Origin of the sequence: Bradyrhizobium canariense (genome assembly GCF_019402665.1) — a bacterium.
Classification (GTDB): domain Bacteria; phylum Pseudomonadota; class Alphaproteobacteria; order Rhizobiales; family Xanthobacteraceae; genus Bradyrhizobium; species Bradyrhizobium canariense.
Genome location: NZ_VSST01000016.1, coordinates 67,610 through 86,951, shown reverse-complemented (window position 1 = coordinate 86,951; position 19,342 = coordinate 67,610). Strand labels below are relative to the sequence as shown.

General features: G+C 63.5%; 20 protein-coding genes. 15 read left to right on the top strand and 5 right to left on the bottom strand.

Annotated features, from left to right (window positions below):
- Position 1: 1 nt before the first annotated feature.
- Genes FXB41_RS08555 through FXB41_RS08540 form a run of 4 tightly spaced genes read left to right on the top strand, consistent with a single transcriptional unit; the run spans position 2 to position 1,907 of the window.
- Positions 2-421, top strand: coding sequence for a hypothetical protein (locus FXB41_RS08555; protein WP_035995241.1), 420 nt, complete (start codon positions 2-4; stop codon positions 419-421).
- On the top strand, positions 418-897 hold the full coding sequence (locus FXB41_RS08550; protein WP_219681263.1) for a rod-binding protein: 480 nt from the start codon (positions 418-420) through the stop codon (positions 895-897). Before FXB41_RS08555 ends, FXB41_RS08550 begins: the two co-directional genes overlap by 4 nt.
- 42 nt (positions 898-939) lie before the next feature.
- A complete protein-coding gene (locus FXB41_RS08545; RefSeq protein WP_088940978.1) occupies positions 940-1,452 on the top strand; it encodes a flagellar biosynthesis protein FlgN in 513 nt (170 codons plus the stop codon).
- Positions 1,449-1,907, top strand: coding sequence for a hypothetical protein (locus FXB41_RS08540; protein ID WP_007595846.1), 459 nt, complete (start codon positions 1,449-1,451; stop codon positions 1,905-1,907). The genes FXB41_RS08545 and FXB41_RS08540 overlap by 4 nt, the downstream gene beginning before the upstream one ends.
- Before the next feature lie 175 nt (positions 1,908-2,082).
- Here FXB41_RS08540 and FXB41_RS08535 read toward each other — a convergent pair whose 3' ends face one another.
- Positions 2,083-2,853 carry a response regulator transcription factor gene (locus FXB41_RS08535; RefSeq protein ID WP_007595845.1) on the bottom strand — a complete coding sequence of 257 codons (771 nt, stop codon included), beginning with the start codon at positions 2,851-2,853 and terminating at the stop codon, positions 2,083-2,085.
- Positions 2,854-3,671: 818 nt separating this feature from the next.
- Here FXB41_RS08535 and FXB41_RS08530 point away from each other — a divergent pair.
- On the top strand, positions 3,672-4,676 hold the full coding sequence (locus FXB41_RS08530) for a hypothetical protein (RefSeq protein WP_219681261.1): 1,005 nt from the start codon (positions 3,672-3,674) through the stop codon (positions 4,674-4,676).
- 14 nt (positions 4,677-4,690) lie between these two features.
- On the opposite strand, the gene FXB41_RS08525 is transcribed toward FXB41_RS08530, so the two are convergent.
- Positions 4,691-5,269 (bottom strand): MarR family winged helix-turn-helix transcriptional regulator, encoded by a 579-nt coding sequence (locus FXB41_RS08525; RefSeq protein ID WP_007595842.1) that lies wholly within the window; start codon positions 5,267-5,269, stop codon positions 4,691-4,693.
- Between the two features lie 426 nt (positions 5,270-5,695).
- Here FXB41_RS08525 and FXB41_RS08520 point away from each other — a divergent pair, with 426 nt between their 5' ends.
- A complete protein-coding gene (locus tag FXB41_RS08520; protein ID WP_219681297.1) occupies positions 5,696-6,985 on the top strand; it encodes an MFS transporter in 1,290 nt (429 codons plus the stop codon).
- Between the two features lie 113 nt (positions 6,986-7,098).
- Entirely contained in the window at positions 7,099-7,986 is an 888-nt protein-coding gene (locus FXB41_RS08515) for a dienelactone hydrolase family protein (protein WP_219681260.1), read from the top strand.
- On the opposite strand, the gene FXB41_RS08510 is transcribed toward FXB41_RS08515, so the two are convergent.
- Positions 7,961-8,848 (bottom strand): SDR family oxidoreductase, encoded by an 888-nt coding sequence (locus FXB41_RS08510; RefSeq protein ID WP_219681257.1) that lies wholly within the window; start codon positions 8,846-8,848, stop codon positions 7,961-7,963. The two genes, FXB41_RS08515 and FXB41_RS08510, sit on opposite strands and share 26 nt — an antisense overlap.
- Before the next feature lie 145 nt (positions 8,849-8,993).
- Between FXB41_RS08510 and FXB41_RS08505 the strand changes: the two genes are divergently transcribed.
- Entirely contained in the window at positions 8,994-9,710 is a 717-nt protein-coding gene (locus tag FXB41_RS08505) for an HAD family hydrolase (protein WP_219681255.1), read from the top strand.
- A gap of 67 nt (positions 9,711-9,777) precedes the next feature.
- Here the strand turns inward: FXB41_RS08505 and FXB41_RS08500 are convergent, their stop codons facing one another.
- Both FXB41_RS08500 and FXB41_RS08495 read right to left on the bottom strand, forming a co-directional pair.
- The gene (locus FXB41_RS08500; RefSeq protein WP_007595837.1) at positions 9,778-10,185 is read right to left on the bottom strand and encodes a nuclear transport factor 2 family protein; all 408 of its coding nucleotides are present in this window, start codon (positions 10,183-10,185) and stop codon (positions 9,778-9,780) included.
- 100 nt (positions 10,186-10,285) lie between these two features.
- Positions 10,286-11,770: a mannitol dehydrogenase family protein gene (locus tag FXB41_RS08495; RefSeq protein ID WP_219681253.1), complete on the bottom strand. Its 1,485-nt coding sequence runs from the start codon at positions 11,768-11,770 to the stop codon at positions 10,286-10,288.
- A gap of 145 nt (positions 11,771-11,915) precedes the next feature.
- Here FXB41_RS08495 and FXB41_RS08490 point away from each other — a divergent pair, with 145 nt between their 5' ends.
- The 7 genes from FXB41_RS08490 (at position 11,916) to FXB41_RS08460 (ending at position 19,338) form a co-directional block, all read left to right on the top strand.
- The gene (locus FXB41_RS08490) at positions 11,916-12,725 is read left to right on the top strand and encodes a FadR/GntR family transcriptional regulator (RefSeq protein ID WP_219681251.1); all 810 of its coding nucleotides are present in this window, start codon (positions 11,916-11,918) and stop codon (positions 12,723-12,725) included.
- Between the two features lie 104 nt (positions 12,726-12,829).
- On the top strand, positions 12,830-13,789 hold the full coding sequence (locus FXB41_RS08485) for a sialic acid TRAP transporter substrate-binding protein SiaP (RefSeq protein WP_035969018.1): 960 nt from the start codon (positions 12,830-12,832) through the stop codon (positions 13,787-13,789).
- A 135-nt stretch (positions 13,790-13,924) separates the two neighbouring features.
- The gene (locus FXB41_RS08480) at positions 13,925-14,503 is read left to right on the top strand and encodes a TRAP transporter small permease (RefSeq protein ID WP_219681249.1); all 579 of its coding nucleotides are present in this window, start codon (positions 13,925-13,927) and stop codon (positions 14,501-14,503) included.
- A 4-nt stretch (positions 14,504-14,507) separates the two neighbouring features.
- Positions 14,508-15,914 (top strand): TRAP transporter large permease, encoded by a 1,407-nt coding sequence (locus FXB41_RS08475; RefSeq protein ID WP_007595829.1) that lies wholly within the window; start codon positions 14,508-14,510, stop codon positions 15,912-15,914.
- Positions 15,911-16,960, top strand: a complete 1,050-nt coding sequence (locus tag FXB41_RS08470; protein ID WP_219681248.1) for an L-idonate 5-dehydrogenase — start codon at positions 15,911-15,913, stop codon at positions 16,958-16,960. Before FXB41_RS08475 ends, FXB41_RS08470 begins: the two co-directional genes overlap by 4 nt.
- Positions 16,961-16,973: 13 nt before the next feature.
- Positions 16,974-18,164: a mannonate dehydratase gene (gene uxuA, locus FXB41_RS08465; RefSeq protein WP_219681245.1), complete on the top strand. Its 1,191-nt coding sequence runs from the start codon at positions 16,974-16,976 to the stop codon at positions 18,162-18,164.
- A 262-nt stretch (positions 18,165-18,426) separates the two neighbouring features.
- On the top strand, positions 18,427-19,338 hold the full coding sequence (locus FXB41_RS08460) for a lipase family protein (RefSeq protein WP_219681243.1): 912 nt from the start codon (positions 18,427-18,429) through the stop codon (positions 19,336-19,338).
- Positions 19,339-19,342 lie beyond the last annotated feature (4 nt).

The window sequence follows — 19,342 nt, the reverse complement described above, 5'->3', positions numbered from 1 at the left end:
CATGACGTCGCGCGCGGACAAGCTCGGCCGGATGGTCTCGCTCGTGAAGCTCCAGCTCCGGTTGTCAGAGTGGCAGCTCGCGCAGCTGCGGCAGCAGGAGCGCAGCTTGCAGGACGAACAGGAATGGCTGGTCGGAACTCTCAACGAGGGGAAGCCGCCGGCGGGATCATCGAGCGAATCGATCGCGCGGCGCCTGACCAGAACCAGCGTCGGCGCGCGCGCGATTCAGGCCCAGGCCTCGCAGCAGCTCGACCAGGTTCGCGCGGAGAGCCGCCGTGTGAAGCAGTTCGAGCAGGTCGCGAAGGCGGCGCTCGCGGACAAGCTTCGCGACGTCGAGAAGCGATCGCTCGAGGAGATGACGGGAACAAGCCTCACCGTGCGCGAGTGGACGCCACGGCCAGCCAATCGGACCAAGACATGATCGTGACCGCGACACCCGACCTCGTTCTCGACGTCCTCGACGCCGCCGATCCCGTGACGCAGCGCGCGGCCACAGCGAAGCTCGACGCGCTCAAATCATCGGACACGGATTTCGCCGCCACGATGGATGCGGAGGTCGGCAAGGCCAAGGCGGCGGCTGCCGATCAATCCGCGACGAAGCTTTCGGAACCGCAGTCGGGTGCGGTGAACGGAGCGCCGGTGCAGGTGATCAAGGCGCCGGCATCCGGCGAGGTGTACCGCAAGTTCGAGGCCTTCATCCTCCAGACCTTCGTCGAGACGATGTTGCCGAAGGAGTCGGAGGAGGTCTTTGGAAAAGGCACGGCCGGCGGCGTCTGGAAGTCGATGCTGGCGGAGCAACTTGGTGCTCAGCTGGCAAAGGGCAAGGGCATTGGCATTGCCAAGCAGCTCGCCGCCGCGCATCCGGCGGGGCCGGATGCTACGGGCAAGGCCGGATGACGATCCGGGAATGGATGACAGAAGTTGAAGGGTGACTTTCCTATGCAGGCACAAGAAGGCGCGGCGGCCATGGTGATGGAACAGCCGGCCGTGGACACCGAGGCGACGACGATGGCAGCCGTGTCGGGCGATGGGCTGTTGCCCGTCCTGCTGCCGAATGTCGGTGGTGAGGTGGCGAACGACGGTGCGGACCCGGCGAGATCGGACGAGGTACGCGGCCTGTTAGCCGCGATCCGCCGGCTCGAAGCCATCGTCGAAGAGGAGACGGCAGCGCTCGCGACGGGCAAGAAAATCGACTTCGACGAGTTCAGCGCCCGGAAGAGCCGGAGCATGCTGGAATTCGTCCGCCTGATGCGGGCACGAATGCACCTCGGCGGCGAGGTCGAGATCACTGAGGAGATCCAGCGGCTGCGCGAGAAGCTCGAGCGAAACCGTTCCATCCTCGAAATGCATTACGATGCGGTGCGCGAGGTCGCGACCATCATAGTCAAGGCCATCAAGGACGCCGAGTCGGACGGCACCTATACCGGTCGCGCAGCACAGGACGGAAAATGATCAGACTCGTGCTAGCCGGGCTCTGGGTATGCATCCTCACCGCGGGAACGAGCTACGCCGTGGCCTATTGGAAGGAAAATGGCAGCCTGCTGCCGGCAAAGGACGAATACCTTGACGGGCTGCAGTACCAGAAGACGCGGGCGCTGAGCGTGCCCATGGTCGAGGGTGGCAACGTTCAGGGCTACATCGTCGCGCGCTTTGTCTACACCGTTGAGGCGCGAACCATGCACCAGCTCAACGTGCCGCCCGAGCCGTTCGTCGTCGATGAAGCCTTCCGCAGGATCTATGCCGACGACCGCCTCGATTTCAGAAAACTCGCTCGTTACGACCTCTCCATCCTCACGACGGCCATCAAGCAGCGTGTCAACGAGCGAATGCAGGCCGAAGTCGTCCAGGACGTCCTTGTCGAGGACTTCAATTACGTGTCGAAGGAAGAATTCCAGCAGAAGCCCTAGGGCATTATCGGTTCTGATTGAATCGGAAGCGAGCCTCTAGAATTATACTTAGACGCGAGCCGCAGCGCCGGTACTGCCGCGGCTCTGTTCGCCGTTGACGTCGCCGAAACTATAACGGCCTCTGCGAAGATGGTTCGCAGAGGCCGTTATCGGTTGCGTGGCAGCGCCCTGCCGATCAGTTTCCGGCTGGATACGCCACTGGGGCGGTATGCGCCCTGTTCAGCAGGATGCCGACCTCGTCGAGCTCCTGCATCGGCACGTCGATGGTTTCGCCGGCCGGGATGTCGAGGCGGTACCCGACGTAACGGCGGGCCACGATCGCATCGAAGCCGAGGCGGTCGCGGAGTTTCTTGCGCAGCTTGCTGACGTGGCTCTCGATCACGCTCTCGTCGAACGTCGCTTCGAAGATGCCGTAGACCGCGTTGAAGATCTGCGTCTTGGTGACCCACTTGCCGTGGTTGCTGACCATATATTCGAGAATGCGCAGTTCGCGGCGGGGCAGGGTGAGAGCGTGGCCAGCTATCTCGGGGTCACGTCCGTTGAAGAAGACCTGGATCCTGGTCTCGCAGGGCCGCGGCAGTTCCCCGACCCGGCGGCGCGCAATCGCGGCCGTTCGGGCGAGGATCTCGCGGAGGTGAATCGGCACGTGGACGACGTCGTCGACGCCCGATTCGAAGAGCTCCAGCGTGTTCTTGAGCATCTTCTGGCCGCTCATGGCGATGATGGGAGCCGAGGAGCGCTTGCGCATCGCCCGCGGCAGGCTTCCGCGGGTGTCGCAATCCCCGAGGAGGAAGGCGTCCACCGCGGCCAGATCCGATTCACTCGCAGATTGCAGCCAGTCCCAGAATTCTCCGGAGGAGAAGCCGATCGACGATACACCTTCGCGAACGAGCCCTCCGACATAGCTGTTCGTGACGCTCTCGCGATCATCAACGATAATATACATCAGTTTTTCGCCCCTGTTTCGCACTTGTTACGGCCGGTTGGTTGTTGTGATGCCCGGCTCGGCAACTGTGCTGTTTGACGATATTCCTTCCCGCGAACCGTTATTATGGTTTCGATATTCGCGGGCAGCCCTACGCATTCAGTGCCTGCGTCTCGCAGGCCTGCTACTTCGACTCGATACTGAACGCTTACTGCGTGAGGCTCGGCGGGTGTCTTGCGGATCACCTCGCGGAGCGGATTGAGAAAGCGACCTAGAACAGTTGCGCCAAGTTGCTCATGCGTCCGAACGCCACTGTACTTTGTCGATCTCCTCGCTAACTGGCGAGAATCACTTGAGTAGGACCGTAACAATTGCCGATTTCCGATCAAGCGTGCGCAACTAAGCGTTTGCTACACGTGCTTGATGCTGTTGATTCGTTTCGAGTTGTTTCTTTGTATGTTCAATCGCATCAGTTGATTTGGAATTCGAACTAGTTTTGCACCTTGGCGGTTCTAAAGTTCCGCATCCCCGTATGATTACAGCTATTTTGGGCGGTGCTGCGCTTCATGCAGATTGAGGGATTTTCAACCCCGGATTGACTCCCGTCATCGTCTTTCCACGTGCGACAATTCGACTCATGTATGGCGAGGCGACTCCAGCTTGGCGAAATCTTGGCGAGGGTGTGTCTTTCGAGTCGCACTCTCGCCACGTGCGTGACGCGTTTGACTCATGTGACGTCGCACCGCGCGTGATGAAAAGTTTTGGATGCGCACGTTTCAGGCAAGCTTCGGCAAATAACGTCACCGTTCGACAGATCGAACCGAACGGAGCATTCTCGCATGTTGTCCGATGGACAAGCTCGTCCCAACGCGACCGTGGATGTCCCCGCAGCGGCGAAACCGGCTGCGGAGACGCGCGATGCCAAAGACAATGCGGCGCCGACGGCCAAGCCTTCTGCAAATACCAAGCTTTTTGCAAACACCAAGCCTTTTGCAAATACCAATCCTTCCGCGACTACCAAGCCTGCTGCGAACACCAAGCCTGCGCCGGCAGCAGCGAGTGATGAAACTCTGGCGAAAGAGGCGCTCGAGGGTCTGAAGCGTATTCGCGCCAAGGCGCGCCTCGACAAGATGGCAATCCCCAAGCCTACGCCCATCGTGATCAAGCCGGCCGTGATCGTGGCCAAGCCGCCGCCGCCGCGTCCGACATGGGTCGCGCCGCTCGCGACATTGGCGGTCGCTGCGATCCTGGTCGTCTGTGCCTGCACCGGCGTGATCGCCTATTTCGCCATGCAGCCCGCCCAGAACAACGTCGCGGCCAATACTGAGATCAGGAATCTGCGCGAGACGGTGGCACAACTGCGCAGGCAGGTGTCGGGGGTGTCCGACAATCTCGACGGCCTGCGCACCGCGGTCGATCAGTCGAGCAAGGCGACCAATGACCGTTTTGGCCGTTTTGGCGAGAATCTGGATCGCATCGAACGGGTGAGCTCGTCCTCTACGGTGAAGCTCGATAAGCTTGCCCAGGTGCAGGCCCAGGCTCCGGCGCCCGTCGCTTCACAGCCAATGCCGATGATGGCCTCGGCCGCTACGCCCGAGGTCACGGGATCGGTAGCACCGTCCGAGCGCATTTCGGCTCCGCGCAAGACGGTCAAGGGCTGGTCGGTCCGCCAGGCCTATGAGGGGATTGCGATCCTGCAAGGCCCGAACGGCGTCATCGAAGCGGTGCTGGGACAGCAAGTGCCCGGCCTTGGCCGCATCGAGGAGATCAGAAACGAGAACGGACGTCTGGTGGTCGAGTCCAGCGGGGGCGTCATCTATTCGTCACGCAAGGCGACGCCCTGATCGAGGGCCGCCTTCTATTTACGGTGATGCTCGAAACTGGTGCATAGCAGATCGACCTCCGCCTCCGCGATCGGCGCGCGAAACAGGCGGCAGCTGAACTCGGCAGTCGTCCTGCTGTCCGTGGTGCTGCGATCTTCGCGGAGGAAGATGCATCGCTTGCAGACGTCGGTATGGTGCCGCTGTTCGGCTGCGTCCGACTGATCCAGCACGTGGCGGAGCGCGTCGCGGAAGCCGACCTTCGCCTCATCCTCCAGCACGCCGATGGACTCGATGAGGACGTTGACGGGGTCGCGCACCAGGAACTTCTTGCCCTGTTGTGTCACGCTCAGCATCACTGACCGCTTGTCCTGGGCCGAGCGCTTTCGCTCGAGATAGCCGAGCCGCTCCAGCTCGCCAATGATGAACGAGGCGGTGCCGCGCGTGGTGCCGACGTAACTCGCGAGCGCCGACGGCGTCCGGGAAAACCGGTTGGCGCGGGAAAGGAAACGCAGCGCCATCCACTCGCGGTCGCGCAAGCCGTGCTTGGCGCCTTCGAACCACAAGATACGGGCGACCTGTTCCAGCAGTTCGATCGATTCGCGAGCCAAGTTCATTTCAATTCCAGGTCGGATAAATCTTGATTCAATTGAGCTTTTGGTAGCGCAATCCTGGCGGCTGATAATGAAGATCCCGAGGGATGCGGAACCTTCCGACCGTGGAACTAGAGCGTCACGAAGAAAGTTCGAGTAAATCGCCCGGCTCAACTCTTCTGAAAATTTCAGTCAAATGACCGCGGCTTTGCGTGCAAATTCCGCTAGCGCGGGATGTGCGTGCGGCACGATGTGTCGTTGCGACTACCGCAAAGCCCATTTGTTGCGCGATGCGCCTCGAATTGCGCGAGCGGACGGGGCGGCCGCAACTGGGGCAGCGGAAAAGGGGACGGGGGAACCACCGTTTTCGGTTAATGAATGTTGCGTTGCAATGCGGCCAGGCGGTTAAATCGAAATAGGATCGAGCCCGGGAATGCCAGAGTGTCGTCCGTGATCGAGCAAGTGAAGCCGTTCAGCGTCAAGCGCGCAGCATTGGCCGCCACCGTCGGCAACATGCTCGAATTCTACGACTTCATCACCTACAGCTTCTTCGCCATCCAGATCGGCCATACCTTCTTCCCGACGGGAAGCGAGTACGGCAGCCTGATGCTGTCGCTGGCGACCTTCGGCGCCGGCTTCGTGACGCGGCCGATCGGCGGAATCGTGCTCGGGATCTATTCCGACCGGATCGGCCGGCGGCCTGCCATGCTGCTGAGCTTCGCGCTGATGGGGCTATCGATCCTGACCATCGCGCTCACGCCGTCCTATCAATCGATCGGCCTTGCAGCGCCCGTCATCGTGATCGCGGCGCGTATGGCGCAAGGCTTTGCTTTGGGCGGGGAGGTTGGACCGACCACCGCCTATCTGATCGAGATCGCCCCGCCCCAGCATCGCGCGCTGGTGGTGGCCTGGCAGCCGGCGAGCCAGGAGATCGCCGCGACCGCGGGCGCACTCGTCGGCGTCATCCTGAGCAGGACGATGGCGCCAGAGATGCTCGACGCCTATGGCTGGCGGGTGGCGTTTCTGATCGGAGCGGTGTGCCTGCCGTTCGGGTTCTGGATGCGCCGGACGCTGCCCGAGACGATCCCGCAGGCCCAAGCCGGTGTCCGCGCCGTCGAGCACACCAGTCATCTTTCGCAGGCGAGACGGCACCTTGGCGTCATCGGACTTGCACTGATGATCCTGGCAAGCGGCACGATCTCGACCTACGTCACCCAATATATGACGACCTATGCGCAGAACACGCTGCATGTGTCGTCGACACTGGCTTTCGCCGTGTCGCTGGTCAGCAATGGCATCCAGTTTGTCGGTGCGCTGGTCGGGGGCTGGCTGGCAGATCGTCTCGGTCGCAAGCCGGTGATGATCTGGCCGCAGCTCGCAACGCTGCTGCTGACCTACCCGACCTTCCTGTGGATCGTCCATGCCCCCGGCGCGTTGTCGCTCCTGGTTGGTTTCGGTGTCCTGTCCGTCATCGGCTCGCTGCCGTTCACTGCGTTCTACGCGACCTTCACCGAGGCGCTGCCCCAGAGCATCCGCGGCGGTGTGTTCGCGACCGTCTATGCGGTCGCGATCGCCAGCTTCGGCGGTACGGCGCAGCTCGTGGTCACCTGGCTCCTCCACGTCACCGGCAATCCGCTGGCGCCGGCCTGGTACCTGCTGCTTGCGGCGATCGTCGGACTAGTCGCGATGAGCCTCATGCCCGAGACTGCGCCAGTGAAACAGCGTCAGAACAAGACCTGAAAACAAGGCCTGAAAGCGGCGCGCTCGCAGGCTGGTGATTTGCGTTTCGCTGGCAATTATTGGCGAATGCGTCGCCTGAAGGATCAGGGGCACGCATCAGGAAGGACGAACCGATGAGTATCGAGACCACCATGACATCCGACGTCGTCGGGCTGACCAAGGTCGCCCCTGTCTCGCGCCGCGGGTTCATGAGCGCGACTGCGGCCGTCGCCGCCGGCTACACGCTTGCAGCCGGGCCCGTGCGCGCCGAGGCGATCACGACCGACACCGGCGGCCTCCAGACCGGCGACGCCAAGATCAAGGTCGGCTCCGAGCAGATGCCTGCGTATTTTGCCCGCCCCGCCGGCAACACCAAGGCGCCGGTGATCATCGTGGCGATGGAGATTTTCGGCCTGCACGAATACATCAAGGACGTGACGCGGCGCCTCGCCAAGCTCGGCGCATTCGCGATCGCGCCCGACTATTACTTTCGCAAGGGCGTCGATTTGACCAAGGTCACCGAGATCAAGGACCTGCTGCCGATCGTCAATGCCAAGCCGGACGCCGAGCTGCTGTCCGATCTCGACGCGACCGTGGCGTGGGCGGGATCGCAAGGCGGCGACACCGGTAAGCTCGGCATCATCGGCTTCTGCCGCGGCGGACGCACCGTGTGGGAATATGCCGCCCACAGCGGCACGCTCAAGGCCGGCGTCGCCTTCTACGGTCCGCCCGTCGATCCAGCCAATCCGCTGTGGCCGAAGAGCCCGATGCAGCTCGCGCCCGAGATGAAGGCACCGGTGCTCGGCCTCTATGGCGGCGCCGATACCGGCATTCCCGTCGCCCAGGTCGAGCAGCTCAAGACGGCCTTGGAGCAGAACAAGAAGACGGCCGAGTTCAAGATCTATCCGGAAGCGCCGCACGGCTTCCATGCCGACTACCGCGGCAGCTACCGCAAGGACGCCGCCGAAGATGCCTGGAAGCAGGCCCAGGCCTGGTTCAAGAAGTATGGCGTGTTGAGCTGAGGTCGAAGCATGATCCTCGTTCCCCCGCTTGCCACAACGCCTCTAGGGCGTGACGGTAGGTCGGATAAGCAAGCGTGACGCCGAGCTCGCGCTTCATTTTCGCGTTGGAGACGCGGGCGCTGCTGGCATAGAAGCTGCGGGCCATCGCCGACATCTCGGCGGTCTCGAACGGCTCTTCCGGCGGCGGTGCAACGTTCATCAGCTTCGCCGCGTAAGCGATCACGTCCTGCGGCGGCGCCGGCTCGTCGTCACAGACGTTCCAGATGCCGCCGCTCGGGTGATGAATCGCGGCCATGATCGCGCTTGCGATGTCGTCGACGTGGATGCGGTTGAACACCTGTCCCGGCCTGATGATGCGCCGGGCCGTTCCAGCGCGCAGCGTCACCAGTGCGTTACGGCCGGGGCCATAGATACCCGCAAGCCGCAGGATCGCGGCGTCGCCACCGGTCGTGTCGGTCCATGCCTGTTCCGCCGCGACCCGCATGCGCGTGCGGTCGAGGCCGGCCTGCGGCGGCGTGCTCTCGTCGACCCAGCCGCCGGCGTGATCACCATACACGCCGATCGTGGAGAGATAGATGATCCTGCGGTCGCCGCCCGCCGCAAGCAGGCCGGAGAAGGTCGCGATGGCGGGATCGCCACTGCCGCCGGGCGGGATCGAGACGAGAAGGACATCCGCGTCGCGCATGCGTTCGACCGTCTCGCGTGCCGGAATGCTCCCGGAGAAGGCGTGTACCTCGATGCCGGCGAGGTCGCCCCGCTGCGCGGGATCGCGCACCGTGCCGGCGATATGCGAGAAGCCGCCACCGAACAGGCGGACGAAGTGCCGGGCACTGTAGCCGAGACCCAGGATAAAGAGCCGCATACGTCTTCCTTGCAGGTCGGAGTTCCCGTTCGCGCCGCAGCGCGCCCTCCGCTCATAAGAGATTTTTGGGTCCGGCAAAAGATATTGCGATTTGTCCCGCCCGCCCGTGCAGGCGATGGTCGCTCGTCGGAGGGACGCATCGAACATGCAGGCAGAAGCGCCCGCCATAATGGTATCTGACGCGGCTGAGCTGGTCCGCCGCGCCGCCGCGCTGATCTTCGATGTCGACGGCACGTTGGCCGAGACCGAAGAGCTGCATCGGCAGGCCTTCAACCATGCCTTCGCCCGCCACGGTCTCGACTGGCAGTGGGACCGGGCCGTCTACAAGGACCTGCTGCGGGTCACCGGCGGCAAGGAACGGATCCGCGCCCACCATGAAAGGCTGAGGATCGCCGCGCCATTATCGGATGTGGACATCGCGGAACTCCACCGCATCAAGACTGCGCATTTTGCCGAACTGGTCGAGACCGGCTGCTGCCCCTTACGGCCCGGGGTGACGGATCTGTTCGCTGCTGCCAAGGCGCGCGGCCAGCGGCTCGCGATCGCGACGACCACGTCACACGGCAATATCGATGCGCTGCTGTCGCGGGCCCTGGGAAAAAGCTGGGCCGCGGATTTTGATGCGATCGTGGCCGGGGATGACGTGCGGCATAAAAAGCCTGCGCCGGATGTCTATTTCGAGATCCTGGCGCGGCTGAAGCTCAACGCGTCCGACTGCATCGCGATCGAGGATTCCGCCAACGGCCTGATCGCGGCCTCACGAGCGAACATTCCCGTGCTCATCACCAGAAGCATGTTCTTCCGGGACGACGATTTTAGCCAGGCGCGGGTCGTGCTGGATGATCTGTCCGGGCTCGGGTGAGGCCAAAACAAAAAAAACTGAAAAACAACCCCATGCACAGTAGAATGTGCCTGCGGGCCGGACGCCCTCAATGGACGCGGTGGCTCGCTCTATCGTCCTCAGCTTGCTCGACAATCTGCGCGATCGGGCTCGACTGGTGGTGCACCAGGCGCCAGTCGTTGCCGACGCGCCGGAAATGGTTGGCCGCAGCCAATGCCGTGCCGTCGACGATCTCGATGCAGAGCACGCGCGCGCTGTCGCCATCGACGATGGCCTGCGGTTCCGCGCACACGATCTGCGGCCGTTCCGGGCTCTGCAGGATATCGCGCCAGCTTCCGATCACCGTGGCCCGGCCGATGATGGCCGGCCAGCCGGGATGAATGCAGGAAATGGCGTCATCGTCCGCCCACATCCGCTCCATTTCGTCGAAATCGCCGGTCGAAAAGGCGGCGTAGAACGCTGCGTTCGCCGCGATCACCTTGCTGTCCTTTGCCATGCCTCTCGGGTGGGGCAATGACAGACAAAAATCAAGCAAGACTTCCGTCGACTTTCCGTTCGATCTGGACCGCAATGCAGCATTGCTGCCCGTTTTGTGGTCACGCCGAGACCAGAGTCTCCACCGCACGCCGCGCGCCATACTGGTAGAGTCGGCTGAGTGCTCCGGTCACGGCCTCGCGCAGGCGCGGCTCCGCGCCCAGCGACCCGAACACTTTTCCGACGCCGAGCAGCGCAGGCGCCAATCGTTCGGCGACGGGACCTGCCTCGCGCGCCAAGCCAGCGAATTCGGCGGCGAGCGGATCGCGCACGTCGATGGTGCGGCCGTTCTCGTCGAGGCCGGTGACGTAGCGCATCCAGCCGGCCACCGCGAGCGCATGCGTCGCGATCGGCAGGTTGCTGGTGAGACGATCCTGGATCGCGCCGAGCAGGCGCTGCGGCAGCTTTTGGGAGCCGTCCATTGCGATCTGCCAGGTGCGGTGATGCAGTGCCGGATTGGCGAAACGCTTGAGCAGCGAGGCGCGATAGGCGGCCAGATCGGTGCCCGCGGACATCGTCAGCGTCACCGCGGCCTCTTCCATCACCTGCGCGGCGAGGCGCGCGAAATGCGGATCCTGCATGGTGTCGGCGATGGTCTCGTAGCCGGCGAGATAGCCGAGATAGGCCAGCGCCGAATGGCTGGCGTTGAGCAGCCGCAGCTTCATCAACTCGAATGGCTTGACGTCGTTCACCAGTTCGACCCCGGCGGCGGCAAGATCGGGCCGGCCCGCCGTAAAGCGATCCTCGACTACCCATTGCGTGAACGGCTCGGTCATGACGGGCCATGCGTCGCGCAAACCGAGCGCCGACGAAACCACGTCGCGGTCACCATCCGTCGTCTCCGGCACGATGCGGTCGACCATAGTCGAGGGGAAGGCCGCCGTATCCGCGATCCACTTGCCGAGATCCTTCGAGCGCAGCGCGGCGAATTGCGTCACGATCCGCTGCACGGTGTGGCCATTGGCGGCGAGGTTGTCGCAGCTCAGCACGGTGAACGGCGGCGCGCCCAGGGCCCGCCGGCGCGCCAGCGCTGCAACGATGAAGCCGGGAGCCGAGCGCGGCGCGTCGAAATTGTTGAGGTCGTGCACGACATCAGGATGGCGTTCGTCGAGATCGCCGGTCTGCGGCGTGTGGCAATAGCCTTTCTCGGTGACGGTGAGGGAGACGATGCGAATGGCGGGATCGGCCATTCGCTCGACCAATCGTGCCGGGCTTTCGCGCGCGACCACGCTGTCGAGCAGCGCACCGATGATGCGGTGTTCGGTGGCTTCGGCTGCACGGACGGCAACCGTGTAGAGATGATCCTGCGGGGCGAGGGCGTCGCGTGTGTCAGGGCTGCGCAAGCTGGCGCCGACGATGCCCCACGAGGTGGCGCCGGCGGCAAGGCAATCGTCGATGACCACGGCCTGGTGGGCGCGATGAAACGCGCCAAGGCCGAGATGCACGATGCCGGGCGTGACCCGCGAACGGTCGTAGGCCGGGCGGCGGATGCCTTGTGGCAGCCGGTCGAGATTGGCGCGGCCAAGGCGCGTTGGATCAGGGCGCATGGTCGTCTCTCCCCTTGTTTGGCCGCTGCTTGACATGGCGCCTGTCCTCGGTCAATGCTGCGGTCAATTGGTAAGACCAATTTTCCAAAATTGGCGGGCCGCGGGCAGCGAGAGCTGCCGGCATGACCCTTTCGGGAGGACCAGCGTGCCGCTGGAAGCTGTGGAGGCGAGACGGCTTTATCGCCAGGTCGCCGATCAATTGCGAAGCCTGATCGACAGCGGCGAGTACGCGGTCGGCAGCCGCTTGCCGACCGAGCGCGAACTCGCCGAGCAGCTCAAGATTTCCAGGCCCACGGTGCGCGAAGCCCTGATCGCGCTCGAAGTCGAGGGCCGCCTCCGCATCCGCGTCGGTTCCGGCATCTATGTGATCGAGCCCGCGGCGGTTGCGGCGACCGCGCCTGCGTCCGTTATCGAGGGCCCGTTCGAGCTGCTGCGCGCCCGCGAGTTCCTGGAAAGCTCCATTGCCGAAGAAGCCGCACGCGTGGCGACGAAGGACGACGTTGCCCGCATCGATGCGTCCCTTGTCGCGATGGAGAATGTAGAACACCCCGGCGAAGCCTCAATGGTCTACGACCGCGCCTTCCACGTCGCGATCGCCGGAAGCCTCGGCAATGCCGTTCTGGTGCGTGTGGTCGGCGAGTTGTTCGACCAGCGCCTCAATCCCTATTTCGCGCAGCTTGCGCATTATTTCGAAAGCCCGGGCACGTGGCGCACTGCGCTCGACGAGCATCGCGCGGTGCGCGACGCGATCGCGGCGCACGATCCCGGGGCCGCGCGCGATGCGATGCGCGATCATCTCGCGAGATCCCAGGAGCGCTTTGCGCAGAACTTCGGCGCCGAGAAGGTGGCAGGACCGTCGTCCGGGCGGGTGGCGCGATCGACGGCAAAGCCGTCAAGACCGCAACGTGCGCCGAAGAAGAAGCGAGTCACGAGCAGCAGCGCGCGACCGCGATGAGATTGTGCGGCCCGCACCCGCGTCGGGGGCGGGCGGACAAGAAGCAGATTTAAAAGAAGCAGACTTGAAAAATGGAGGAAAAGTCAGTGTTGAAAAAGATGACAATGGTGCTGGCGGTCTCGGCCGCGGCGATGATTGCGACGACTGGCGCCGGCATGGCGCAGACCAAGCTCAAATGGGCCCATGTCTACGAGACCTCGGAGCCCTTCCACACCGCCTCAGTGTGGGCCGCGCAGGAAATCGGCAAGCGCACCAATGGGCGTTATGCGATCGACGTCTATCCGGCGTCGCAGCTCGGCAAGGAAGCCGACATCAACCAGGGCCTCTCGCTTGGCTCGGTCGACATCATCATCTCCGGCTCGAGCTTTGCGGCCAAGAGCTTTCCGCCGATCGGCGTGACCTATTATCCCTACACCTTCCGCGATGCCGATCATCTGCTCGCCTACACCAAGAGCGACATCTTCAAGGAGCTCACCAAGGGTTACGAGGACAAGAGCGGCCACCACATCCTCGCGGTGACCTATTACGGCGTGCGCCAGACTTCGTCGAACAAGCCGATCAAGACCTGTGCCGACCTCAAGGGCCTCAAGATGCGCGTGCCCGACGTGCCCGCTTATCTGGCGATGCCGCGCGCCTGCGGCGCCAACACCGCGCCGATCGCGTTCGCCGAAGTCTATCTGGCGCTCCAGAACGGCACCGTCGAGGCGCAGGAGAATCCGCTCACCACGATCGAGGCCAAGAAGTTCTACGAGGTGCAGAAGCACATCGTGCTGACCGGCCACATTGTCGACCATCTCAACACGGTGGTGGCCGGTGCGCTCTGGAAGAAGCTCAGCGACGAGGACAAGAAGATCTTCACCGACGTCGCGCAGGAGGCCGCCGCCAAGGCGACCGCGGAGATCAAGCAGAACGAGGCCAAGCTGGTTGCCTTCTTCAAGGAGAAGGGCCTGACCGTGACCGAAGTCGACAAGAACGAGTTCCGCGACACCGTTCTGAAGAACGTCGCGTTCGAGACGTTTGGCTACCGCAAGGCCGACTGGGAACGCATTCAGGCGGTGAAATGACGACGTAGTCGTCATCCCGGGGCGGTCCGCAGGACCGAACTACGGTGCGCAATCGCGCACCTGAGAATCTCGAGGTTCCGGGTCTGGTGCTAGCGCACCATCCCGGAACGACGTGATCAGTTTGAGGAGCAACCCATGTCCACCGCCGAAACGCACCGGCAGATCACCGCGGACGAGATCGCCCACACCTTCGAGGAAGAGGCGGCACCCAAGGTCGATCTCGGCATCTATGCTTTCGAGGACTGGGTGGCGCTGGCGATCTTCTGGGTGATGGCGCTCGCCGTCTTCCTGCAGTTCTTCACCCGCTACGTGCTCAACGACAGCTATGCCTGGACTGAGGAGATCGCGACCTACTGCCTGATCGGCGTGGTCTTCATCGGCTCCTCGATGTGCGTGCGGCTGTCGCGGCACATCCAGGTCGATCTGCTCTATCGCTATCTGCCACACCTCGTGGCGCGCGCATTGTCGACGGTGATCGACCTGATCCGGATCGCCTTCTTCGGCTACGCCATCAAGCTGGTCTGGATCTACATCCAGATCATCGGCGACGAGTCCATGACCACGATCAATCTTCCCAAGGACTACGTCTATTACGCCGTGCTTGCCGGCTTCGTGCTGATGTTCGTCCGCTCGGTGCAGGTGGCCATCCAACATTTGCGGCAGGGCTACTCGATCCTCGAACGTCCCGGCGCCTACGACGGTTTTGAAGGGTAATCCCATGTTGCTGTTGCTTGGAGGCTTTCTCATCCTGATGCTGCTCGGCGTGCCCGTGGCGATCGCCATGGCTGCGTCGTCGCTGCTCTACATCCTGGTCAGCGGGGTGACGCCCGACGTCACGCTGGCGCAGCGCATGATCGCCGGCGTCGAGAGCTTTCCGCTGCTTGCCGTGCCGTTCTTCATCCTGGCCGGCAATCTCATGAACATTGCCGGCGTCACCGGGCGCATCTACAAATTCGCCGTCGCGCTGGTCGGCTGGATGCGCGGTGGCCTCGGTCACGTCAACATCATCGGCTCGGTGATCTTCTCCGGCATGTCCGGCACCGCGATCGCGGATGCTGCCGGCCTTGGCACCATCGAGATCAAGGCGATGAAGGATCACGGTTACACCACGGAATTCTCCGTCGGCGTCACCGCGGCGTCCGCCACGCTCGGCCCGATCATCCCGCCGTCGCTGCCTTTCGTGATCTACGGCATGATGGCGAACGTCTCGATCGGCGCGCTGTTTCTGGGGGGCGTCATTCCAGGCGTCGTGCTGACGCTGCTCATGATGGCCACCGTCACCTACTTCGCGCACAAGAACAAATGGGGCAGCGATACGCCGTTCTCCTGGCCGCAATTGGGATCGGCGGGGCTCGAGATCCTCGTCGTACTGAGCTTCCCGATGGCCGTCTGGCTTCTGACGGTCGCCGGCCTCTCCACCAATTGGGCCGTTGGGATTGGCCTGGTCGCGCTGCTCGCGCTCGACTGGTACTTCGATTTCTCGGCGGTCATGGCCTTGATGGCGCCGGTGATCCTGATCGGCGGCATGACGCTGGGCTGGTTCACGCCGACGGAGGCTGCCGTCGCCGCCGTGATCTGGTCGCTGTTCCTTGGCCTCGTGCGCTACCGCACCATGACGCTGAAGACGGTGGCGAAGGCGACCTTCGACACCATCGAGACCACGGCCTCGGTGCTGTTCATCGTCACCGCTGCCTCGATCTTTGCCTGGCTGCTCACGGTGTCGCAGGCAGCCCAACTGCTGTCGGACTGGATGCTCGGCATCACCCATAATAAATGGGTCTTCCTGGCGTTGGCCAACGTGCTGATCCTGTTCGTCGGCTGCTTCATCGACACCACGGCGGCGATCACCATCCTGGTGCCGATCCTCTTGCCGATCGTGCTCAAGCTCGGCATCGATCCCATCCATTTCGGCCTGATCATGACGCTGAACCTGATGATCGGCCTGTTGCACCCGCCGCTCGGCATGGTGCTATTCGTGCTGGCACGCGTGGCAAAGCTCTCGGTCGAGCGCACCACGGTCGCGATCCTGCCCTGGCTGGTGCCGCTGATGCTCGCGCTGATCGCGATCACCTACATCCCCGAACTGACCCTCTGGCTGCCAAAATACATGGGACTTTCCAAATGACCTCCACAGCTCTCGCCGCAACCCTGTTCGGCCCCGAAGACCTGCGCATGGTCGAGCATCCGCTCGACAAGCTCGCTTCAGGCATGGTGCGCATCCGCTTCGGCGCCGGCGGCATCTGCGGCTCGGACATGCATTACTTCCGCCACGCCCGCACCGGCGATTTCGTCGTGAAGTCGCCGCTGGTACTCGGCCACGAGATCTCGGGCGAGGTCATGGAGATCGCGGGCTCCGCGGCGAACCTGAAGGTCGGCGACCGCGTTGCCGTCAACCCGTCGCGCTGGTGCGGCCATTGCGGCGCTTGCCGCGAAGGCCGGCAAAACCTCTGCGAAAATATCTACTTCATGGGCTCGGCCTCGAAGACGCCGCATATGCAGGGCGGCTTTGCCAACTATTTCGACGCGATCCCGGCGCAGTGCGTGAAGATCCCCGATCATGTGTCCTATCAGGCCGCGGCGCTGGCCGAGCCGCTCGCGGTCTGCCTGCACGCGGTGGCGCGTGCCGGCAACATCGAAGGCAAGCGCGGCATCATCTTCGGCGCCGGTCCGATCGGGCTTCTGACGATGCTCGCCGCGCGCCGCGCCGGCATGACGGACATCACCGTGGCCGACATCGCGCCGGCCCCGTTGGCCTTTGCGAGCCGGCTCGGCGCCTCTCACGTCGAGAATGTCGCAGCCGGCGAGGAAGGCCTGAAGGCGCAGGCCGCGTCGCGCCCGTACGATGTCGCTTTCGAAGTCTCAGGCACGGCTGCAGGCCTTGCCAGTGCGATCGGTATCGTCAGGCGCGGCGGCGTTGTGGTGCAGATCGGTAATTTGCCGGGTGGCCAGATTCCGGTGCCGGCGAATGCGGTGATGGCCAAGGAGATCGACCTGCGCGGTTCGTTCCGCTTCGGGCTCGAGTTCATGACGGCGGTGGAGCTGATTGCGGACGGCAGCGTCGACGTGCTGTCGCTGGTCACCGCCGAACGGCCGCTGTCCACCGCGCCCGATGCGCTGCGGCTGGCGCTCGACCGCTCGCAGAGCGTCAAGGTCGTGCTGACCGCGAACTGATTGGAGAGGCCGCATGATGCTCGAAGGATGGCGCTGGTACGGGCCGGACGATCCGGTCTCGCTCGATGATGTCAGGCAGGCCGGGGCGAGCGATATCGTCTCGGCGCTGCATCAGGTGCCGATCGGTGAAGCCTGGACACGCAAGGCGGTCGAGGAGCGCAAGAACTTCATCGAGAACGGTCAGCCCGGCCGCTCGCAGCTGACCTGGTCGGTGGTGGAATCGATTCCGATCCCCGACGACGTCAAGCGTCTCGGGGCTAAGGCAACGCGCTCGATCGAGACGTGGATCGCCAGCCTGGAGGCGGTTGCCGCGGCCGGTATCAAGATCATCTGCTACAATTTCATGCCCGTCGTGGATTGGTGCCGCACCGATCTCGAATGGGAGCTGCCGAACGGCGCCCGTGCCATGCGCTTCGACCAGGACCGTTTCGCCGCCTTCGAGCTGCACATCCTGAAGCGGCCGGCCGCGACCGCCGAGTATTCGCCGGAGCAGCAGGGTCGCGCGAAAAAGCTGTTCGACCAGATGAGCCAGGCCGATATCGATTACCTCGTCATGGTGATCGCCAGCGCGCTGCCGGGCTCGACCACCGAGCCGATGACCATCCCGCAATTCCGCGACCGGCTTGAAACATATCGCGACGTCACGCCAAAAATCCTGCGGCAACATCTCGCCGAGTTTTTGGGCCGCGTCACACCCGTCGCCGAGCAGCTCGGGGTCTCATTGACACTGCATCCGGACGACCCGCCGCGCCCGCTGTTCGGGCTGCCGCGCGTCGCGTCCAGCGCCGATGACTATCAGGCGTTGTTTGATGCCGTACCGTCAAAGGCGAATGGTATCTGCCTGTGCACAGGGTCGCTCGGCGTGCGCGCCGAGAACGATCTTGCCGCGATGGCCGAACGCTTCGGTCCGCGCATTGCCTTTGCGCATCTGCGCGCGACCAAGCGCGAAGCGGATGGTCTGTCCTTTTACGAGTCCGATCATCTCGACGGTGACGTCGACATGGTCGCAGTGCTGAAGGCGCTGCTGAAGGAGAACGCGCGGCGTTCGCCCGACCGGCAGATCGTGTTTCGGCCCGACCACGGCCACCGCATGCTGGACGATCTCGCGGCGACCAAGCGCACCAATCCGGGCTACACCGCGATCGGTCGCCTCCGCGGTCTCGCCGAGCTGCGCGGCGCAATCCGCGCGATCGAGCATCAATAGGGGCCAAAGCTCTATCCGCACCGTCATTGCGAGCGCAGCGAAGCAATCCAGAATCCCGCCGCGGAAAGACTCTGGATTGCTTCGCTGCGCTCGCAATGACGTGGAGGAGAGGTGCCTCGTCTCAACCTTGTCCTCTTAAGCGCGACGGCAGAATACGTCCCGGGCACGCGCACAGATTGTCAAAGTTCCAGCCATATGCGAAGGTAGCGCCATTCCGTTTTCGATCGACGCATTGCAGCAATAAGCCATTTAGGAGCTTGATGTGAGCATTCTGGTCGAACTTCCTCCCGATCAATATGACCGACGGGCATTTGCAAAATTCAACGAGACATCAACCGGCTTTGATCTCGACATCGCTCGCGCGATGATGTGGATGTCGCAACTCGCCTACGAGACCCATGTGCCGGACACGATCAACAGGGTCTCTCCGTTCTTTGATCTGTCCGGTGTCAAGCTGCTGAGCCAGCCGGCGCATTCGACGCTGCCGCTGACCGACACGCGCGGGATCATCGCGAGCAAGGGCGACGCAACAATTGTCGCCTTCGCCGGCACCGACCCGCTTCATCTCCTGAACTGGGTCAGCGATTTCACGCTTGGCCGACCGAAGGCGCCCGTGCACCAGGGGTTCGTCGATGCGGCGGCAGCCGTGTGGGACGACGTGAAGAGCGCACTGGCGGCAGCGCTGGCGCGCAAATCACCGATCTTCATCACTGGGCACAGCCTCGGCGCCGCGATCGCGGTGGCAACGGTGGACTTCGCGCGGGAGCAGCTCCAACTCGCGGATGCGCAGATCTATCTTTACGGTTGTCCGCGCGTGGGCCGCGACGATTTCGCCGCACTCTACAACGGTACGTTCGGCAGGATGACCTATCGTCTCGTGCACGGCACCGACATCGTCCCGACCGTGCCTCCGCCCGGGCTTGGCTTTCATCACGTCGGCCGTTATCTCGCCTGTGCACGCGGCGCCAAATTCAGCGCCAGCCAGCTCACGACGAATGTTGGTTCGGATGAGCCAATGGCGAATGCTGGAATTGGTGAGCAGGTCCGCAATCTCCTCAGCGGCGTATCCGAGAACACGCGGTCGGATGTCGTCGGCAGGCTTACGGTGCTGCTCCCGGCGGGCATCGGCGATCACCTGCCCGATCGTTACTGTGCCGCGCTGACACCCGCCTAGACTC